At 64.9% G+C, this 16869-nt stretch carries 13 protein-coding genes and 1 tRNA gene; 1 reads left to right on the plus strand and 13 read right to left on the minus strand.

The genetic code is table 11. The features are described 5' to 3' along the window. Positions 1-16: 16 nt before the first annotated feature. The 3 genes from JJE66_RS19585 to JJE66_RS19595 all read right to left on the minus strand — a co-directional run bounded on the left by JJE66_RS19585 (position 17) and on the right by JJE66_RS19595 (position 2820). Positions 17-676: an OB-fold-containig protein gene (locus JJE66_RS19585; RefSeq protein ID WP_200516083.1), complete on the minus strand. Its 660-nt coding sequence runs from the start codon at positions 674-676 to the stop codon at positions 17-19. A gap of 10 nt (positions 677-686) precedes the next feature. Continuing rightward, positions 687-1850: a PspA/IM30 family protein gene (locus JJE66_RS19590; protein WP_200516085.1), complete on the minus strand. Its 1164-nt coding sequence runs from the start codon at positions 1848-1850 to the stop codon at positions 687-689. 706 nt (positions 1851-2556) lie between these two features. Continuing rightward, complete coding sequence (locus JJE66_RS19595; RefSeq protein WP_200516087.1) at positions 2557-2820, minus strand: hypothetical protein; 264 nt, start codon at positions 2818-2820, stop codon at positions 2557-2559. Positions 2821-3077: 257 nt separating this feature from the next. Between JJE66_RS19595 and JJE66_RS19600 the strand changes: the two genes are divergently transcribed. After that, complete coding sequence (locus JJE66_RS19600) at positions 3078-3272, plus strand: hypothetical protein (RefSeq protein WP_200516089.1); 195 nt, start codon at positions 3078-3080, stop codon at positions 3270-3272. A gap of 61 nt (positions 3273-3333) precedes the next feature. Here the strand turns inward: JJE66_RS19600 and JJE66_RS19605 are convergent, their stop codons facing one another. From JJE66_RS19605 to JJE66_RS19650, 10 genes are all read right to left on the minus strand, one after another. Continuing rightward, the gene (locus tag JJE66_RS19605; protein ID WP_200516091.1) at positions 3334-3480 is read right to left on the minus strand and encodes a hypothetical protein; all 147 of its coding nucleotides are present in this window, start codon (positions 3478-3480) and stop codon (positions 3334-3336) included. Positions 3481-3672: 192 nt separating this feature from the next. Beyond that, positions 3673-3746 (minus strand) — tRNA-Cys (locus JJE66_RS19610). A 153-nt stretch (positions 3747-3899) separates the two neighbouring features. After that, positions 3900-4682 carry an outer membrane protein gene (locus JJE66_RS19615; protein ID WP_200516093.1) on the minus strand — a complete coding sequence of 261 codons (783 nt, stop codon included), beginning with the start codon at positions 4680-4682 and terminating at the stop codon, positions 3900-3902. Between the two features lie 205 nt (positions 4683-4887). Continuing rightward, on the minus strand, positions 4888-5643 hold the full coding sequence (locus JJE66_RS19620; RefSeq protein WP_200516095.1) for an ABC transporter ATP-binding protein: 756 nt from the start codon (positions 5641-5643) through the stop codon (positions 4888-4890). Between the two features lie 8 nt (positions 5644-5651). After that, entirely contained in the window at positions 5652-6368 is a 717-nt protein-coding gene (locus tag JJE66_RS19625) for an ABC transporter permease (protein WP_246756616.1), read from the minus strand. A gap of 201 nt (positions 6369-6569) precedes the next feature. Continuing rightward, positions 6570-7310 carry a tRNA-uridine aminocarboxypropyltransferase gene (locus tag JJE66_RS19630; protein ID WP_200516097.1) on the minus strand — a complete coding sequence of 247 codons (741 nt, stop codon included), beginning with the start codon at positions 7308-7310 and terminating at the stop codon, positions 6570-6572. Between the two features lie 36 nt (positions 7311-7346). Beyond that, positions 7347-10451, minus strand: a complete 3105-nt coding sequence (locus JJE66_RS19635; RefSeq protein ID WP_200516098.1) for an efflux RND transporter permease subunit — start codon at positions 10449-10451, stop codon at positions 7347-7349. Next, a complete protein-coding gene (locus JJE66_RS19640) occupies positions 10451-13603 on the minus strand; it encodes an efflux RND transporter permease subunit (protein WP_200516100.1) in 3153 nt (1050 codons plus the stop codon). Before JJE66_RS19640 ends, JJE66_RS19635 begins: the two co-directional genes overlap by 1 nt. Positions 13604-13642: 39 nt before the next feature. Next, a complete protein-coding gene (locus tag JJE66_RS19645; RefSeq protein ID WP_200516102.1) occupies positions 13643-15049 on the minus strand; it encodes an efflux RND transporter periplasmic adaptor subunit in 1407 nt (468 codons plus the stop codon). Then, positions 15039-16514 (minus strand): efflux transporter outer membrane subunit, encoded by a 1476-nt coding sequence (locus tag JJE66_RS19650; protein ID WP_200516104.1) that lies wholly within the window; start codon positions 16512-16514, stop codon positions 15039-15041. Before JJE66_RS19650 ends, JJE66_RS19645 begins: the two co-directional genes overlap by 11 nt. Positions 16515-16869: the final 355 nt, after the last annotated feature.

Raw genomic sequence — 16869 nt, forward strand, 5'->3', positions numbered from 1 at the left:
CAGTTGCTTAGACGCGTTAGCTGCTTAGACTCGGCTTGGATGGTTTCAGTTCATCGTCGGCTTTGACCGCCACGAAGCGGGTACCGGCGCGATCGACCAGCAGGACCATGGTCCCCTGCTGCAGAGGCGACGAGGAAGGTGCGGCGACTGCCCAGACGAAGTGCCTGTTGCCGTGGACGTCAGCGACGCTGACGCGGCCGGGCGGACCCTGGTCGAGCGGTCCGACGACGACCTCGCCGACACGGCCGACGAGATCGCCGAGGCCGACCGCGTAGCTTTCATCCTCGGGAATGATCTGCGCGATAGCCCCGCTCGCGGCACGGACCAGCGGGACCGAGACGGCGACGGCTCCGAGCGAGGCGACGGTGGCCGGCAACGGCCCCGCCACCATCCGTGCGACGTCCTGGATCAGGAAGCCGGTAATGGAGAAGGCGCCGAGCAGCAGCAGCAGGAAGATCAGCAGCGGCACGCCGCCGACATTGATCCAGGAGATGGCGTTGATCACGCCGTTGTCGCTCGGGTGACTGAAATCGATGCTGGTGCCGAGCATCTCGCTCAGCGAGGCCCCGACCAGCATTGTGACCACCTCGAGCGAGCCGACGATGAGGATCATGGCCGCGGCGATCGCGAACGGCCTGACCTCCGGCGCCATGACGTGTTCGAGCAAAGTGCTCATGACACATGACTCAGGAGCGCGACTTCAACCGCGCCAGCCTCGCTGCAATCTCCTTGTCGCGATGCAACGTGCTGAGCTCGTCGATGTCGCTTGAAAACGGGATGGGGGCCGGAACACCGGTGGCACGCGCCACCGCCCTCCCCGCACGCAACGCCTTCGCCGCCGCCGAGCTGCCGCCGGACTTCCGCCGTGACGTGGAAGCCTGCTGGCTTGCGGCCGCCTCGCTCTTTGCGAGATCGGCGCGGCGCTGCTCGGCATCCTGGAGCGCCGACAGCACCGCGCGCAGCGAGGTCACGCATTGCTCGATTTTCTCGTTGTTCTCGTCGATGGCACGCGTGAGCACCTCGAACTGCGCCTCCAGGTCCATCTGCCGCGCGATGCCGGCACGTGCGAGATCGTCGCGGCTGTCAGCGATCGCGCCCTCGATCTTGGGGGCGAGATCGGTCATCTCGCGCTCGATTTCGGTGCGGCGGGCGTTGAGCCGGTATTCCTCGGCGCGCGCAGCCGCGAGCGCATCGCGTGCCTCGCTTTCGGCGCGCTCGATCTCGCGGATGGCCTGTCCGACCACCCCAAGCTTGTTCTTGCCTTCCGCCTGCTCGATCGCGTCATAGGCGATGCCGGCGATCAGACGTCCGACCCGTGACAGGAAGTTTTCGGGAGCGGCAGCAATGGTATCCATGGCGTTCTCCTCCTCTGGCAGACTGTTCGGCGTGACGCCGTAGTGAACCTCGAAACCGTCGTCGGTGCGGATCAGGTGCGCGGGCACGCTCTGCCCCCAGCCCTCGGCGTAGCCGGCGTAATCGAAGGGCACGCTGAAGCGCCCTTGGACGGTCGAAATCGAAATGGTGGCCGGGCCCTTGATCTTGGCGAGCTTGTCGTCGAGTGGCAGGCGGCGGCCTTGCGCCGCGCGATAGTCGGCGCGGTCGCGCAGACCCAGTGTCACCAGCCGCGACGGCAGCGCGGTTTCTTTCCGGATCGGGTCATAGGCATGGGCATGCAGCAGGACGACGTTGGAGCCCACATTATGGCTCCGCGCGACCTCATCCAGGATCTCCATCATGCGGTCATAGGCCCTGAACGTCGCCTCCATCGCGGCCCTGGCGGCCGGATCGGGGGCTAGCCTGTAACGCAGCGCAGATGGCGCGTTTCGGGGCGATTGGCTCATGGAAAGCACTAAAGCACCATTTTGGTGCTTTACAAGGGGAAAGCTCGATCACGTTCTACTGATCCTTGTGCACGCTAAAGGTTAGTCGCGGTGGCCGGCGCGAGCGTTCAAGGCGGGCAATCACCTCTAGATCACCGCGGATCAAGACTTCTTGCACGTGCGGGTTGCAATTTGAGACGAAATGCGAGCTCTCGTGTCCCGGACGCACCGCTGCGCGCAGCGCTGCGTCCGGGGCAGGAGACCGATGTTTGGCTGGAGGTGGCACACGAATACGCCAAAGCCGAATTTCGGTAAAGTAGAATATTTTCCCGTGAGCGGATTGACCCGTCCATTGGGTGTTTTGCCCGTCAGGCAACGCAAGGGATCGTGGCCTGAATGAGCGAAGCGATATCCGGGGTGTCGCCATGTGCTTGGCCGCCGTCCCGAATATCGCTTCGCTCATTGCCCCTGCACGCAATTCCGAATTCGGGTGAACCAAATAATCCCGAATGACGCGGTCATTTGCACGTCCAGGAAATCAATCAGTGAGATCATTTAACGGAAATATGTCGTCTACTGACTGACATATGCCAGATGAGCGGCGTATCTGCGATCGGAAGCCGCAGCACTTCACAGCCGTCCACAGTCCATCCGCAGCATATCCACAGCCCGACTATGCCGGATTCGCGAGCCCGCACGAGCTACTTGCTGCGCACAAACCCACAGACCAGATATATCAGCCGCCGGCCTGATCGAACACGGAGCGACAAGCCTCGCTCAGGCTTGACCGGTTACGGCGCAGGCACGCGGTGATGGCGCGGACGTTGGGGATTTCGCCGGCGCAGAGCCGGTAGACGTCGGGGGTGCAGGCCCGGCGCTGTTCCGGGGTTCCCTGTTGCGCCTGGGCGGCGGAGGCAAACAGCGTCAGGAACAGCCCGACCGTTGAGGCGCGTCGCGCCCGGCTTCTCACGCCCGCACACCGCAAGAACCTCGGCTTCATAACCAGTCTCCTGTCTGCCCCTGCTCGCCCGGCCTGCGTTGGCCGGCGCGTGCAAAGGGGTAGGAGGAACAAAGCGCGGGGGATGTGATCTCTTTCACACCGACGCCCCCCATAGGAACCTAGAGTTTCCACGGGGATTTCAGAAATCGCTAACCAATCGAGTCTCGATCGGCCGATCGCTAAAATGCGACCGATCGGATCAATCGGGTGACAAACCGGCTTTGCGACAGTGCGCCATCCGTGTTCCGGGGGGTGTGATGAGCGAAGCCGAATTCAACTTGCTGCTGGATACCGTCCGCGACGCCATGATCAATGACGATTTCGCGCCCACGCCGGAGGAGGAATTCGTGCCCCGCTCGTGGAGCTTTCACGTGACGCCCAAGGCCGCGAACGACAATGAGGGGGCCTGGCCCCTCCTGCCCTTTCCGGACGGCTGGTACGCCGCCTGCTGAGACGCGCTCGGCCAGTCTAATCAGATCTCGCGAACGGACGCGCAACGCGCGCGGCTTGCGATCAATTCTTGACGCTCTCCTCGCCGTCCTGCGGCGCCCGGTCGGGTGCGGTCGGCGGGAAGATGCTGTCATAGATCGCGCGCGCCTCGGCAATGAGGCGAGCCCGCTCCAGCTCGGACTTCGGAATAAATCGGACGATCTCGCCCACTTCTGCTCCAGCGCTCGATGTCGGGAATTGCATCCCTTCGCAGATGCGAAGTCTATGCCATCGGGCGTGAATCGAGGGTTTCCAGCAAGCCCCGGGCAAACCCGGTGCACGCGCCCCAGGCGCGCTCCGCATCAGCGAGGGGTGGAATTCGTGCCGAGATCGATTTTATACTGAAATACCAGAGGCTTGCGATGGAGGCCACGTCGGGACTCGAACCCGAGTAAACGGTTTTGCAGACCGGCGCGTAACCACTCCGCCACGTGGCCCCAACGAGGGCGGAGCAATATAGGGGATCAAGGATTTAGGCAACCGCCTTCGTCCAATCTGCACGCCCAACTTCTGACGCTCCATAGCCCCGGCTTGCCGCAAAAAAGGCCCCGCAGAGCGGGGCCTTTGCTGTGATGAGAGCGAAGGAACGATCAGTACCTTGCGACGACCGGGCCGCCGAACTTGTAGTTCAGGCCGATTTTCGCGATCGAGAGTTTGTTCTTGATATCGACGTTGCCCGTAGCGGCCGCACCGACGAGACCCGAGAAGTCGAACACAATGTTCTTCTTCTGGAAGTCGACGTAGTCGTATTCGATGAACGCGCTCCAGTTTTGGTCGAAGGCGTATTCGGCGCCCAGACCCAACAGCCAGCCAAGCGTCGTGCTGCTTGAGCTGACGGACCCCACGGCAGGAGCACCAAAACCAGCGGTAACGCCGAGAGTGTGGTCGGTGTGCATCCAGGCCGCGCCGCCCTTGACATAGACAAGGGTGCGATCGCCGACGACACCACCGAACCGGCCCGTGACGGTCCCCATCCAATTGCTCTTCGCCGTGCACGAAGCGACCCCGGCCAAGCAAGGCGTCGTGCCCTTCACGTCCATCCCATCAATGTCGCCCTGGACACCGAAGACAGCCCAGCCGGACTGGAAATTGTAGCCGATCTGGCCGCCGCCGAGGAAACCGCTCCTGCTATTTTGAGCGATGGCGAAGCCGCCGGGGATCGCGCCGCCGGGATTGATGGCGGTCAGCGTCGACTCCGTGGTGCCCCAACCGGCGCCGACGTGGCCGCCGAGATAAAATCCCGTCCAGCTCCGGACCGCGGCCGGCGCAACGTACGGCGCCTTGACCGCCATATCGGCTGCGAAACCGATCGACGTGGAAGCCAGAAGGATGGCGGCGGCAGCGGTGAACTTAATTTTCACGAAAACCTCCAATAGTATGACGATGCAACTACAAGCATATGGATACGCCTACTTTTATGGGTTCCCGGCCGGGAACCACTAGTGCTTCAAAGCCACACGGCCCGACATTGAGGCGCCGGTATACAAAGCTGAGAATGTGTCGCCTCAAGCGCCACTTGACGCGACAGGCCTATCGAACCGCGGAGCGACGACGTCGCGGCGACCACCGGCCGCCTCCTTATTCCCTTCCCGCGCTCGCGAGATATTGGCTGAGAATTTCCTCGGTCGGTCCGGCGCCGGTGATCCGCCCCTTCTGCAGCAGGATCGCGCGATTGCAGGTGCTCTTGATCAGGTCGATGTCGTGCGAGGCCAGCACCAGGATGCCGGCGCGCGCGACGATCTCGTCGAGCCGCTGCCGCGCTTTTTTCCGGAATTGCTGGTCGCCGACACCGAGCCATTCGTCGAGCAGCACGATCTCGCCCTCGATGGCGGTCGCGACCGCGAAGATCAGCCGCAGCATCATGCCGCTGGAATAGGTGCGCAGCGGCAGGTCGAGCCGATCGCCGAGCTCGGTAAATTCGGCGATCTCCGCGCGCAGCGCGTCGATCTCGGTACGCCGCGCGCCGATCACGAGCCCACGGCGCATGATGTTCTCGTAGCCGGTGGCCTCCTCGTCGAAGCCGGCCGACAGGTCGAACAACGGCAGGCAACGGCCGAGCACGTCGATGCTGCCCGCCGTCGGATGGTAGATGCCGGCGAGAACCCGCAGCAGCGTGGTCTTGCCGGCGCCGTTGGCGCCGACGATGGCGACGCGGTCGCCCGCACGAACCTCAAGATTCACGTCGTTCAGCGCGTTGACGATGTGCGGGCGCGGCGCCTCCCGGCGCAGCGTCACGGCGCGAACGAAGCGGCTGCGCAGCGAGCGGTCGCGGAACGACAGCACCGGAAACGTCACCGAGACGTTGCGCAACATGATATGGGCTTCGCGGCTCATCTCGGGCATCACAGCCAATACGCCACGCGGCGGCGGTATTTTGTGTAGCAGCCCAGCCCAATGACGGCCATGGCGATCGCGTAAGCCAGGCCGAGCAGCCATTGCTCCGCATCCATCGGCTGCGACAGCAGCGGCCTGCGCACGAGATCGAGCAGCGTCGCGAACGGATTGGCCCGCGTCAGCCAGGCGAACGCGGTGCCGCGCACGCTGTCCTCGGTCCAGATCACCGGCGTGAGGAAGAAGATGAATTGCAGTCCGCTCACGATCGCAGATCCAATGTCGCGAAAGCGCGCACAGAGCAGGCCGAGGGCGAGCGAGCCGCCGAGCAGCACGATGAGCAAGATCGCAAAGCCGGGCACCACGAGCAGCATGGTCCAGTGCAGCGGCCAGGGCATCACGACATAAAGCAGCGCGACGATCACGAGATGATGGGCGAAGATGAGCACGTTGCGCGCGACCATTTGCAGCACGTGCACGATCAGCGGCGCCGGCACCGCCTTGATCAGATGGCCCGAGGCCACGAAGATGTTGGAGCCCTCCTGAAGCGTGGTGGCGATCAAGGTCCAGACGATCAGGCCGACGGCGAAGGGCGGCAGGAAGCTGGCGATGTCCTGCTTGAACAGCGCCGCATAGACCGTGCCGACACTGACGATCGTCGCCGCCAGCGTCAGCGTGATCCAGAGCGGTCCGATCACGGTTCGCCGGTAGCGTAGCGAGATGTCCATCAGGGCGAGCGTGCCCCAACGATCGAACTGCGCCGCCTGGGCCAGGATCTCCTTCGCTGCGCGCTGAATTCGGCTGCCCCTTCTGCTTTCCCGGATTTGCGACGCTGCGACATGATGGCAGGCCACAGGCCTGTCGGCCGGTGGTCTGTATCTGCCTGCTCTTGGCTGGGCAATCAACCGTACGGATGAAACCGGCTGATGTCAGGCCCGCTTGCGGCGCCGGAAATCGCGCCGGCGGCCTTTTGGCGCGGGCTTTGGCGCCAATTCCGGCAGCTCGGCCTGAACCTCGCGGTAGCGCGTTAACAGCCGTTCAAAGCTCGCGTTGAGCGTCTCGGCGATGTCGGGCCGCCGCTCCAGGCCGGCCAGCAGCGTCGCAGCCGCCTCGATGGTCGACAGCCCGTCCTTGCGCGGCTCGCGGCGCAGGCTCCCGTACCGCGAGGGGCGCGCCGGGTTGAGGATCACGCGCTGGCATTTCAGCATCCAGGGGTTGCGCCACCACAGCGCCTTGGCCTGGCTCCAGGTGCCATCGAGCAGCACCACGCCTTCGAGCTTTCCGAGGATGGCGCGCTGGTTCTCCGCGACCTCGCCCTTGCGGTTGAGCGCGACGATCTCGCCCTCCACGTCGAGATCGGTCGCGCGCGCCGAGCCGAGATAGAGCACGGCCCAGTGCGAGGCGTTCTCGATCGGGTGCCCGAGCGCCTTGGACAGGCTCGGCCAGGACAGGCCGACCCGCAGGGTCGCCTTCGGGAAATGCCTTGCAAGCAGCCGCGCGGTGCCGAGCGCCCTGTCCTGCTCCTGCGGATGCTGGAGGATCAGGAGCCCAAGGCGGTTTTCTACCGGCGAGACACTGTCGCAGATGCACAGCGGCATCGGCTTCTGGCAGTGCGGACATTCGGGAATCGGCTCTGCTACGACGGCCGTGGTTTCAGCGGGGTTCGACATGCCGCCGCTATACGCTTGAAGCGGCGCTTCAACAACCTATTCCGCCGGTGCTGCCAGCGCACGCGGCTCGGACCGCCGGCGCAGCCGGTCGATCAGCAGATAGATCACGGGCGTGGTGTAGAGCGTCAGGATCTGCGAGACGAACAGGCCACCGATGATGGTGATGCCGAGCGGACGCCGCAACTCCGTGCCCGGCCCAGTCGCGACGACCAGCGGAATGCCTGCGAACAGCGCTGCCATGGTCGTCATCAGGATCGGGCGGAAGCGCGCCTGGCAGGCCTCGAAGATGGCTTCCGCCGAGGACAGGCCGCGCTGGCGCTCGGCGTCGAGCGCGAAGTCCACCATCATGATGCCGTTCTTCTTGACGATGCCGATCAACAGGATGATGCCGACGAAGGCGATCACCGTCAGCGGCGTATTGGTGATTTGGAGCGCAAGCAGCGCGCCGAGGCCGGCCGAGGGCAGCGTCGAGATGATCGTGAGGGGATGGGCAAGGCTCTCATAGAGCACGCCGAGCACGATATACATCGCCACCAGCGCGCCGAGGATGAGCAGCGGCTGCCGGCCGCTGGTCTTGGCGAAATCGCCGGCATTGCCGTCGAAGCTGCCGCGGATGCCTTCGGGCATGTGCAACTCCTCGACCGCGCGCTGGATGTTCTGGGTCGCGGCCTGGAGCTGCACGTCCGGCAAAGTGTTGAACGACACCGTGGTCGAGGGAACCGATTGCGAATGATAGACCGCGAGCGCGGCGAGGCTACGCGTTGCGTGCACCACGGCGGACAGCGGTACTTGCACGTCGTGGGCGCCGGCGACGTAGATGCGTTCGAGATTTGAGGGATCGACCTGGAATTTCGGATCGATCTCCAGCACGGTCATGTACTGGTTGCGCTGGGTGTAGATGATCGAGATCTGCCGCTGCGAAAACGCGTTGTTCAACGCATTGTCGATGTCCTGGACCCTGACTCCGAGCGCTGCTGCTTTCTGGCGGTCGATGTTCAATGTGAGTTGTAGTCCGCCAGGATCGCGGTTGCTCGAAACATCGGTGATGCCCTCGACCGTCTCCATGCGCTTGGCCACGATCGGCGCCCATTTCTGGAGCAGATCGAGGTCGGTGCTTGAGAGCGTATACTGGTAGTTGGAATCGCTCTGCCTGCCGCCGGCCCGGACGTCCTGGGCGGCGAACATGAAGAGGCGGATGCCGGGCACGGGAAACAGTGCCTTCCGCAGCCGATCAATCACGACCTGCGTCGAGATGTGATCGCGCTCCTCGGGCGGCTTCAAGCTGATGTACATGACGCCGCGGTTCGAGGTCGCGCCCCCCGGCCCGCCTCCACTGCCAACGGTCGAGCCGATGCCGGCCACGGCCGGATCCTGCATCACGATGTCGGCGAGGCGCTGCTGGAGGTTGAGCATCGACTGGAACGAAATGTCTGCCGAGGCGCGCGTCGCGCCGATGACGAAACCGGAATCGTCCGTTGGGAAATAGCCCTTGGGCACCTTGATGTAGAGCATCACCGTCAGGCCGATGGTGGCGAAGAATACCAGCAGCGTCAGTAGCGGAAACTCCAGCACCGCGCGCAAGGTGCGGGTGTAGAAGGCAACGATGCGCGTCAACGAGCCCTCGATGATTCGGTCGAACAGGGTCGCCGATCCCGACGTGGTCTGCCGGACGTAGTGGGCGCAGATCATGGGCGTGACCGTCAGCGACACCACGGTCGAGACCAAAATCGCGAAGGTCAGCGTCAGCGAGAATTCGCGCAGCAGACGCCCAACGATGCCGTCCATGAAGATCAGCGGCGTAAACGCCGCGATCAGCGACAGGCTGATCGAGACCACGGTGAAGCCGATCTGCCTGGCGCCCTCCAGCGCCGCCTGGAACGGCCGCATGCCGTGTTCGAGATTGCGGAACATGTTCTCGATCATGACGATGGCGTCGTCGACCACGAAGCCGACCGAAATCGCCAGCGCCATCAGCGACAGATTGTCGATCGAGAAGCCCGCGACCCACATCCCGGCACAGGTTCCGGCCAGCGCCAACGGCACTGAGATGCCGGCCGCGATCGTCGGGGTCAGCCGGCGCAGGAACACGAACACCACGACCATCACCAGCACCGCGGTCGCAAGCAGCGTCCACTGCATGTCCATCACGCTGGCGCGGATCGTGCTGGTGCGGTCCACGAGAGTGGAGACGTCGACGCCGGCCGGGATCCACTGCTTCAGCTTGGGGATCAGCGCCTTGACCCGGTCGACGGTGTCGATGACGTTGGCATCGCCCTGCTTGGTGATCTGGATCAGCACCGCCGGCTGCTTGTTGAACCAGGCGATCGAGCGCGCGTTGCGGACGCCGTCCTCGATCTCGGCGACGTCTGAGAGCTTCACGAAATTGCCGTTGGAGTTCTTGATGACGATGTCTCGGAATTCCTTGGCGGTGCGCATCTGCCGGTTGAGCGACAGCGTCTCGCTCTGGCGTTCGCCATTGAAGATGCCGACGGGACCAAGCGGGTTGGCGTTGATGATGGCGGTGCGCACGTCGTCGGTCGCGATTCCCGCATTCGAGAGCGCCACCGGGTTGAGCTGGATCCGCACCGCCGGCTGGTCGGCGCCAGACACCGTGACGTCGCCGACGCCGGGCACCTGCGAGATGCGCTGCGCCAGCACGGTATCGGCGACGTCGTAGATCGCGCTGGCGGACAGCGTCTTTGAGGTCAGTGCCAGCACGAAGACAGGCGCGCCGGCCGTGTTGGCCTTGCGGAAGCGCGGCAGCGCCGGCAGATCGCTCGGCAAATCGACCAGGGCGGCGTTGATCGCGGCCTGTACGTCGCGCGCCGCCTTGTCGATGTTGCGGCCGATGTCGAACTGGAGCTGGATGTTCGCCGTGCCGAGCGACGACGTCGAGGTGATCTGGTTGATACCCGCGATTTCCCCGAGCCGCCGCTCCAGCGGCGCGGCCACGGTGGCCGCCATCACCGACGGATCGGCACCGGGGCGGCTCGCTGAAACGAAAATCGCGGGGAAGTCGACATTCGGCACCGAGGCGACGGGCAGGAACTCGTAGGCGACACCCCCCAGCAGGAACAGCCCGATCGACAGCAGCGTGGTCGCGACCGGGCGGCGGATGAACGGCTCCGAGATCGATGCCATCACTGCATCCCCTCGGTCGCCCCGGCGGTGGGCGGCGCCTCAGGCACCGGCGGCGGGAGCGCCTGCTCGAGGCGACGGTTGATGCGGTCGAGCGCGAGATAGATCACCGGAGTGGTGTAAAGCGTGAGGAGCTGACTCAGCAGCAGGCCGCCGATGATGGAGATGCCGAGCGGAAAGCGCAGCTCGGCGCCGGTGCCGCTCTCGATCGCGAGCGGCAGCGCACCGAACAGCGCGGCAAGCGTCGTCATCATGATCGGACGGAAGCGCAACAGACACGCCTGCACGATCGCCTCATGCGCCGGCATGCCCTGCCCGCGCTCCGCCTCCAGCGCAAAGTCGATCATCATGATCGCGTTCTTCTTGACGATACCCATCAAGAGGATGATGCCGATCAGGCCGATGACGGATAGATCTTGCCCGCACAGGATCAACGCCAGGATGGCGCCGACGCCGGCCGAGGGGAGCGTCGAGAGGATGGTGATGGGATGAATGTAGCTCTCGTAGAGTACGCCCAGCACGATGTAGATCGTGATCACGGCGGCGAGCAGCAGCCACGGCTGGCCGGCAAGTGCCTTGGCGAATTCGGCGGCGTCACCCGCATAGACGCCGACGATGCTGTTCGGCATCTCGATCCGGGCCTCGATCGTCTTCACCGCGTCGACGGCGTCGCCGAGAGCTGCGCCCGGCGCGAGGTTGAAGCTGAGCGAGATCGCCGGGAACTGCGCCTGGTGCGAGATCGCCAGCGGTGCCGTGGTGCGCTTCAGCGTCGCCACCGCGTCGAGCGGCACCTGGGCGTTCGGCGCGCCGACCACGGAGCTGCTCGCGCCGCCCGGCAAATAGAGTTTTGACAGGATCGAGGGATCGCGCTGGTACATCGGCAGCGCCTCCAGCACCACGCGGTACTGGTTGGCCTGACCGTAGATGGTCGAGATCTGCCGCTGAGCAAAAGCGTCGTTCAGCGTGTCGGTGATGGCTTGAAGGCTGACGCCGAGCTGGCCGGCGCGGGTACGGTCGACATCGAGCTGCGCCCGCAGGCCCCCTTCCTGGGCCTCGGAAGAGACGTCGCGGAACAACGGATCGCGCCGCATCTCGTCGACGAGCTTCTTCGCCCATTCCGACACCAGCGCCGCATCCGTGCCGGTCAGCGTGTACTGGTATTGCGAGCGGCTCGACTGGGTCGAGATCTGCACGTCCTGCACCGGCTGGAAGTAGACGGTCATGCCGGCAATGCCGGCCACCTTCTCCTTCAGCCGGGTGATCACCGCGCTGACATCGTCGCGGCGCTCGCCGCGCGGCCTCAGCGTCATGACGAGGCGGCCGACATTGGTGGTCGGGTTGACCGACCCCGCGCCGATCACCGAGACCACGCCGGTCACATCTGGATCAGCCTTGATGACGTCGGCGGCCTCGGCCTGCCGCTTCTGCATCTCCCCGAAGGAGACGTCAGCTCCGGCCTCCGTCACCGCCGTGATCGAGGCGGTGTCCTGAAGCGGCAAAAAGCCTTTTGGCGCGACGACATAGAGCACCAGGGTTGCGATCAGCGTCGCGAAGGTCACGACCAGCGTGGTGCGCTGGTGCCGCAAGACCACGAGCAGCGTGCGGTGGTAGAATTCGACGGTGCGATCGATGAACCGGCTGACCGCGGCAAGCCCCGGCACCGCCAGCTCCTCATGGGCGTGCTTCAGCAGCCGCGAGCACATCATCGGCGTCAGCGTCAGCGAGACCACGGCAGAGGTCACGACCGCGATGGTGAGCGTCAGCGCGAATTCACGGAACATGCGGCCGACCAGGCCCGACATGAACAGCAGCGGGATGAACACCGCGATCAGCGACACCGTCAGCGAGATCACGGTGAAGCCGATTTCGCTGGCGCCCTTCAGCGAGGCCTGCATCGCGCTGTCGCCATTCTCCATGTGGCGGACGATGTTCTCGATCATGACGATGGCATCGTCGACGACGAAGCCTGTGCCGATCGTGAGCGCCATCAGCGACAGATTGTCGAGGCTGAAGCCGGCAAAATACATGATGCCGAAGCTCGTGATCAGCGACAGCGGCAGCGCCACGCCCGCGATCAGCGTGGCGCGCAACGAGCGCAGAAACAGCAGTACCACCAGCGTCACCAGCACCACGCTGAGGATGAGCGTGAACTGCACGTCATGCACGGACGCACGGATGGTGACGGTGCGGTCGGAAACGATGGTGAGGTTCACGCCGGCCGGAATCGCGCGCTGGACCTTGGGGATTTCGGCGCGGATTTGCTTGACGACGTCGATGACGTTGGCGCCGGGCTGGCGCTGGATATCGATGATGACGGCCGGCGTGCCCTGATACCAGCCGCCGGTGCGATCGTTCTCGAGCCCGTCGACGATCTGCGCGACGTCGCCGATCGTGACCGGCGAGCCGTTGCGATAGGCGATGATGATCGGCCTATAGGCGTCGGCGGCGGCGATCTGGTCATTGGCGGCGATGATGTAGGATTGCTGCGCGCCGTCGAGCGAGCCCTTTGGCCCCGAGACGTTGGCGTTTGCGATGGCGGCGCGCAGATCCTCCATCGCAATGCCGTAGGCAGCTAACCGCGCCAGATCGGCCTGGATGCGCACGGCCGGCTTCAGACCGCCGAGCACGGAAACACGGCCGACGCCGGAAATCTGGCTGAGCCGCTGGGCCAGCAGCGTGTCGGCGATGTCGCTCATCGCCCGCAGCGAGATCGTGTCGGAGCGCAACGCCAGCGTCATCACCGGCGCATCGGCCGGGTTCACCTTGGCGTAGGTTGGCGGATAAGGCAGCGTCTTGGGCAGCACGCCGGCGGCCGCATTGATCGCGGCTTGCACGTCCTGGGTCGCGCCGTCGATATCGCGGTTGAGGTCGAACTGGAGCGAAATCTGGCTGACACCAAACGAACTCGTCGAGTTCATCGCCGTCAGCGACGGGATCTGGCCGAGCTGACGCTCCAGGGGCGCCGTGATCAGCGAGGCGATCACGTCGGGGCTCGCGCCCGGCAGCTGTGTCGACACCTGCACGGTCGGGAAGTCGACCTGCGGCAGCGCCGAGACCGGCAGCGCGAAATAGCCGAGCGCACCGCCGATCAGCAGGGCAATGCCGAGCAGCGAGGTCGCGATCGGTCGGCGGATGAAGGGTTCGGAGACACCCATGGGACGTATAGCCTGCCGCTCAGGCGGCTGTTGTCGGGATCATGGCTGCTTGGCTCCAGGTCCCGATGGTTGAGCCCCCGGCCCCGGCGCCGGACCGGTCTGGCCCTTCTGGTCGCCCTCGCTGCTCTTCCGCTTCGCGCGGAAGTCGCCGTCCTTGCCTTGTCCGTCCTTCTGGCCGTCCTTGGCCTGACCGTCTTTCTTCTGGCCATCCGGCGCACGCGTGCGCTTGCGCGGGGCAAGATCGGCCGAGGGCGTCTGCTCGTCGCGGCCGATGATGACCTTGGAGCCGTCGGACAGATTGGCGAAGCCCGTGGTGACGACCTTGTCGTTTGGCGACAGGCCGCTCGCAATCACCGCGTCATGCTCGTTCTGCTGCGTCACGGTCACGGGCTTGGCTGTGACGACGTTGTCCTCGCCGATGACGTAGCTGAACGTTCCGATCGGTCCGCGCTGCACGGCGGACGTCGGCACCACCAGCGCCTGTGTCAAGGTCTCGACCTTGAGGCGGACATTGACGAACTGGCCCGGCCAGAGCTGGTAGTTGGCGTTAGGGAATTCCGCCTTGAGCTTGAGCGTGCCGGTGGTCTGGTCGACCTGGTTGTCGATGCCCGTGAGCTTGCCGGTGTCGATCACGGTAACGCCGTCATTGCCGAACACGTCGACCGCGAGTGCGCCCTTGGCGGCGGCGGCATTGACGCGCATGATCTGCTGCTGCGGCAGGCTGAACCACACCGCGATCGGCTGCAATTGCGTGATGACGACGAGGCCCGTGGTGTCGGAAGCGTGGACGATGTTGCCCTGGTCGACCTGGCGCAGGCCCACGCGGCCCGAGATCGGCGCCACGATCTTGGTGTAGCTCAGCGTCGCCGCCGCATTCTCAATGGAGGCCTGGTCGGCTTTCACCAGCGCCTCGGTCTGGGCGACCGCCGCGCGCTGGGTGTCGGCCTGCTGCTTGGAGCCGGCATTGGTGGCCGCGAGCTGCTCGTAGCGCGTCAGATCGATGCGCTGATTGGCGAGCTGGGCTTCGTCCTGGGCCTTCTTGGCGACGGCCTGGTCATACGTCGCCTGATACAGCGCCGGGTCGATCTCGCCGAGCACGTCGCCCTTCTTGACGTCCTGGCCTTCGGTGAACTTCACCGCGATCAGCTTGCCGTCGACCTGCGAGCGCACGGTCACCGTGTTGAGAGCGCGGATCGCGCCGACGCCGTCGAGATAAACAGGCACGTCCTGGACTCGCGGGGTCGCCGCCAGCACAGGCACCGGCAGATCGGGGCGCTGGTTGCGGCCGTTCGCCTGCTGCGGCTTCTGCTGCATGACGGTCCAGCCGAGATAGAAGAGGCCGCCGAGGATTGCGAACGTGATCAGGGTCATGACGAAGCCGCGGCCGCGCGACTTTTTCGCCGTCCCCGCTTTCGCGTCCTGCTTCATATCCGGCTTAAAGAGCATTGACCGGTTTCTCCATTCGCGGCTCCCAGCCGCCGCCGAGCGCCTGATACAGGCTGACGATGGCAAGAAGGCGTGCGAGCTGCGCCTGCGCCAGGGTGTCTTCGGCCTGGAACAGGGTCAGCTGGGTGTTGAGTACTGTCACGATATCGGCCGTGCCGGCGCGCAGCTGCTGCTCGGCGAGATCGAAGGCCCGGCGTGAGGCGTTGACGACGTCGCGCTGCAATTGCAGCTTGATCGTGGTCTGCTTGATTGAAAATAGTGCGTTGTCGACGTCGGTAAAGGCCTGGACGATGGTCTTTCGATAGGTCTGGAGCAATTCGTCCTGCCGCGCCTTGGCGTATTCGAAATTGCCGAGGATCTTGCCGCCGTCGAAGATCGGCTGGGTCGCGCTGCCGACCAGCTGGAAGAACGCCGCGTGCGGCTGAAACAGCGAGACCAGCGCCGAGCTCTGATAGCCGCCATTGCCGGTGAGCTGGATCGTCGGGAAGAACTGCGCGCGAGCATTGCCGATATTGGCGGTGGCGGAGGCGAGCTGCGCCTCCTGGCGGCGGATGTCAGGCCGCTGCGTCAAAAGCTCCGACGGCAGGCCGGGCGTGACGCGCGGGATCGCGATCCGGTCCAGCGAGCCGCCCGCGAGGCGCACGCTCTCCGGCGGGCGCGATACCAGCACCGCGAGCGCATTGGCGTTCTGGTCCAGCGTCTGGCGCAGCGGCGGCACCAGCGCCTTCTGGTTCGCCAGCACGCTTTCCTGCTGGGCGACGTCGAGATCGGTGCCGGTGCCGGCCTTGCGGCGCTCGCGGATGGCATCGAGGATGCGCTGGGCGCTTGCGATGTTGCGCTGGGCGGTGCGCAGGCGATCCTGCGAGGACAGCACCTCGAAATAGGCATTGGCGACGGCTGCGAGCGTCGTCAGCGCGACGGTGTCGCGGTCGAAGCGGTTGGCATTGGCGGTCTCCTCCGCCGTTTGCAGCGCGTCGCGGTTCTGGCCCCAGAAATCGAGCTGGTAGCTTGCGCTCAACGAAGCCTGGTAGTTGACGACCTCACGGCCGCCATTGGTAAGCCCTGAAGCCGACGAGCCGGACGTGCGCGAATAAGTCTCCTGCCCGGTGCCGGAAAGGCTCGGCAACAGCGCCGCGCCCGCCTGGCGCGCCTGGGCGTCGGCCTCGACGATGCGCGAGACCGCGGCTGCGATGTCGAGATTGACAGTCTGCGCCTCTTCCATCAGCTGCGTCAGCTCCGTCGAGCGGAAGCTGCGCCACCAATCCAGCGTCGGCGGCGCGTCCGCCTTACCGGCGTATTTGTAGAGCGCGGGAACGTCGACCGCGGGATCGGGCAGGTCCTGGGTCAGCACGCAGGCGCCCGAGCCGGATGCCAAGCTTACCACAGCGACCGCACGCAGCATCCGGGACGCAGAACCAAGGAATTGCCGCATGGCGACGGCCGGAACCCGCTGTGTCACATCCACCCCCTGCCGGGCAGATCACGCCGCCACCGCGCGGCTGGATTAGCCGATTCGCGGGCGGACGGCCGGGGACCTCTCTTGAACTCGTTCACAGTGTGATGCTTTCTGCGGAACCTGAAGTTCATACTAGCCGGGCGCGGAACTGCGGGACAGTCCAGCAGGTGCGAAACGCACACCCGGGCGCACCCTGTCCTGAGCGACGAAAATTCAAGAAATCGCTGTGTTGCAGTGGTTTCCTGATTTGTTGCGCCATCATGAGGCGCGTTCAAGCTTACCAAGATTTCATGTGATATTGTGGCCACACTCGCAGCAAGACCAGCGAACGCCGCCCGCGCTCCACTGAAACCCGCGCCGCCAT

Source organism: Bradyrhizobium diazoefficiens (genome assembly GCF_016612535.1).
GTDB classification, from domain to species: domain Bacteria; phylum Pseudomonadota; class Alphaproteobacteria; order Rhizobiales; family Xanthobacteraceae; genus Bradyrhizobium; species Bradyrhizobium diazoefficiens_C.

What these genes read in the sequence shown, in the direction of transcription:
- JJE66_RS19585 (WP_200516083.1), bottom strand. Translation starts at nt 676, where the DNA reads ATGAGCACTTTGCTCGAACACGTCATGGCGCCGGAGGTCAGGCCGTTC.
- JJE66_RS19595 (WP_200516087.1), bottom strand. Translation starts at nt 2,820, where the DNA reads ATGAAGCCGAGGTTCTTGCGGTGTGCGGGCGTGAGAAGCCGGGCGCGA.
- JJE66_RS19600 (WP_200516089.1), top strand. Translation starts at nt 3,078, where the DNA reads ATGAGCGAAGCCGAATTCAACTTGCTGCTGGATACCGTCCGCGACGCC.
- JJE66_RS19620 (WP_200516095.1), bottom strand. Translation starts at nt 5,643, where the DNA reads ATGAGCCGCGAAGCCCATATCATGTTGCGCAACGTCTCGGTGACGTTT.
- JJE66_RS19625 (WP_246756616.1), bottom strand. Translation starts at nt 6,368, where the DNA reads ATGGACATCTCGCTACGCTACCGGCGAACCGTGATCGGACCGCTCTGG.
- JJE66_RS19630 (WP_200516097.1), bottom strand. Translation starts at nt 7,310, where the DNA reads ATGTCGAACCCCGCTGAAACCACGGCCGTCGTAGCAGAGCCGATTCCC.
- JJE66_RS19635 (WP_200516098.1), bottom strand. Translation starts at nt 10,451, where the DNA reads ATGGCATCGATCTCGGAGCCGTTCATCCGCCGCCCGGTCGCGACCACG.
- JJE66_RS19640 (WP_200516100.1), bottom strand. Translation starts at nt 13,603, where the DNA reads ATGGGTGTCTCCGAACCCTTCATCCGCCGACCGATCGCGACCTCGCTG.
- JJE66_RS19645 (WP_200516102.1), bottom strand. Translation starts at nt 15,049, where the DNA reads ATGCTCTTTAAGCCGGATATGAAGCAGGACGCGAAAGCGGGGACGGCG.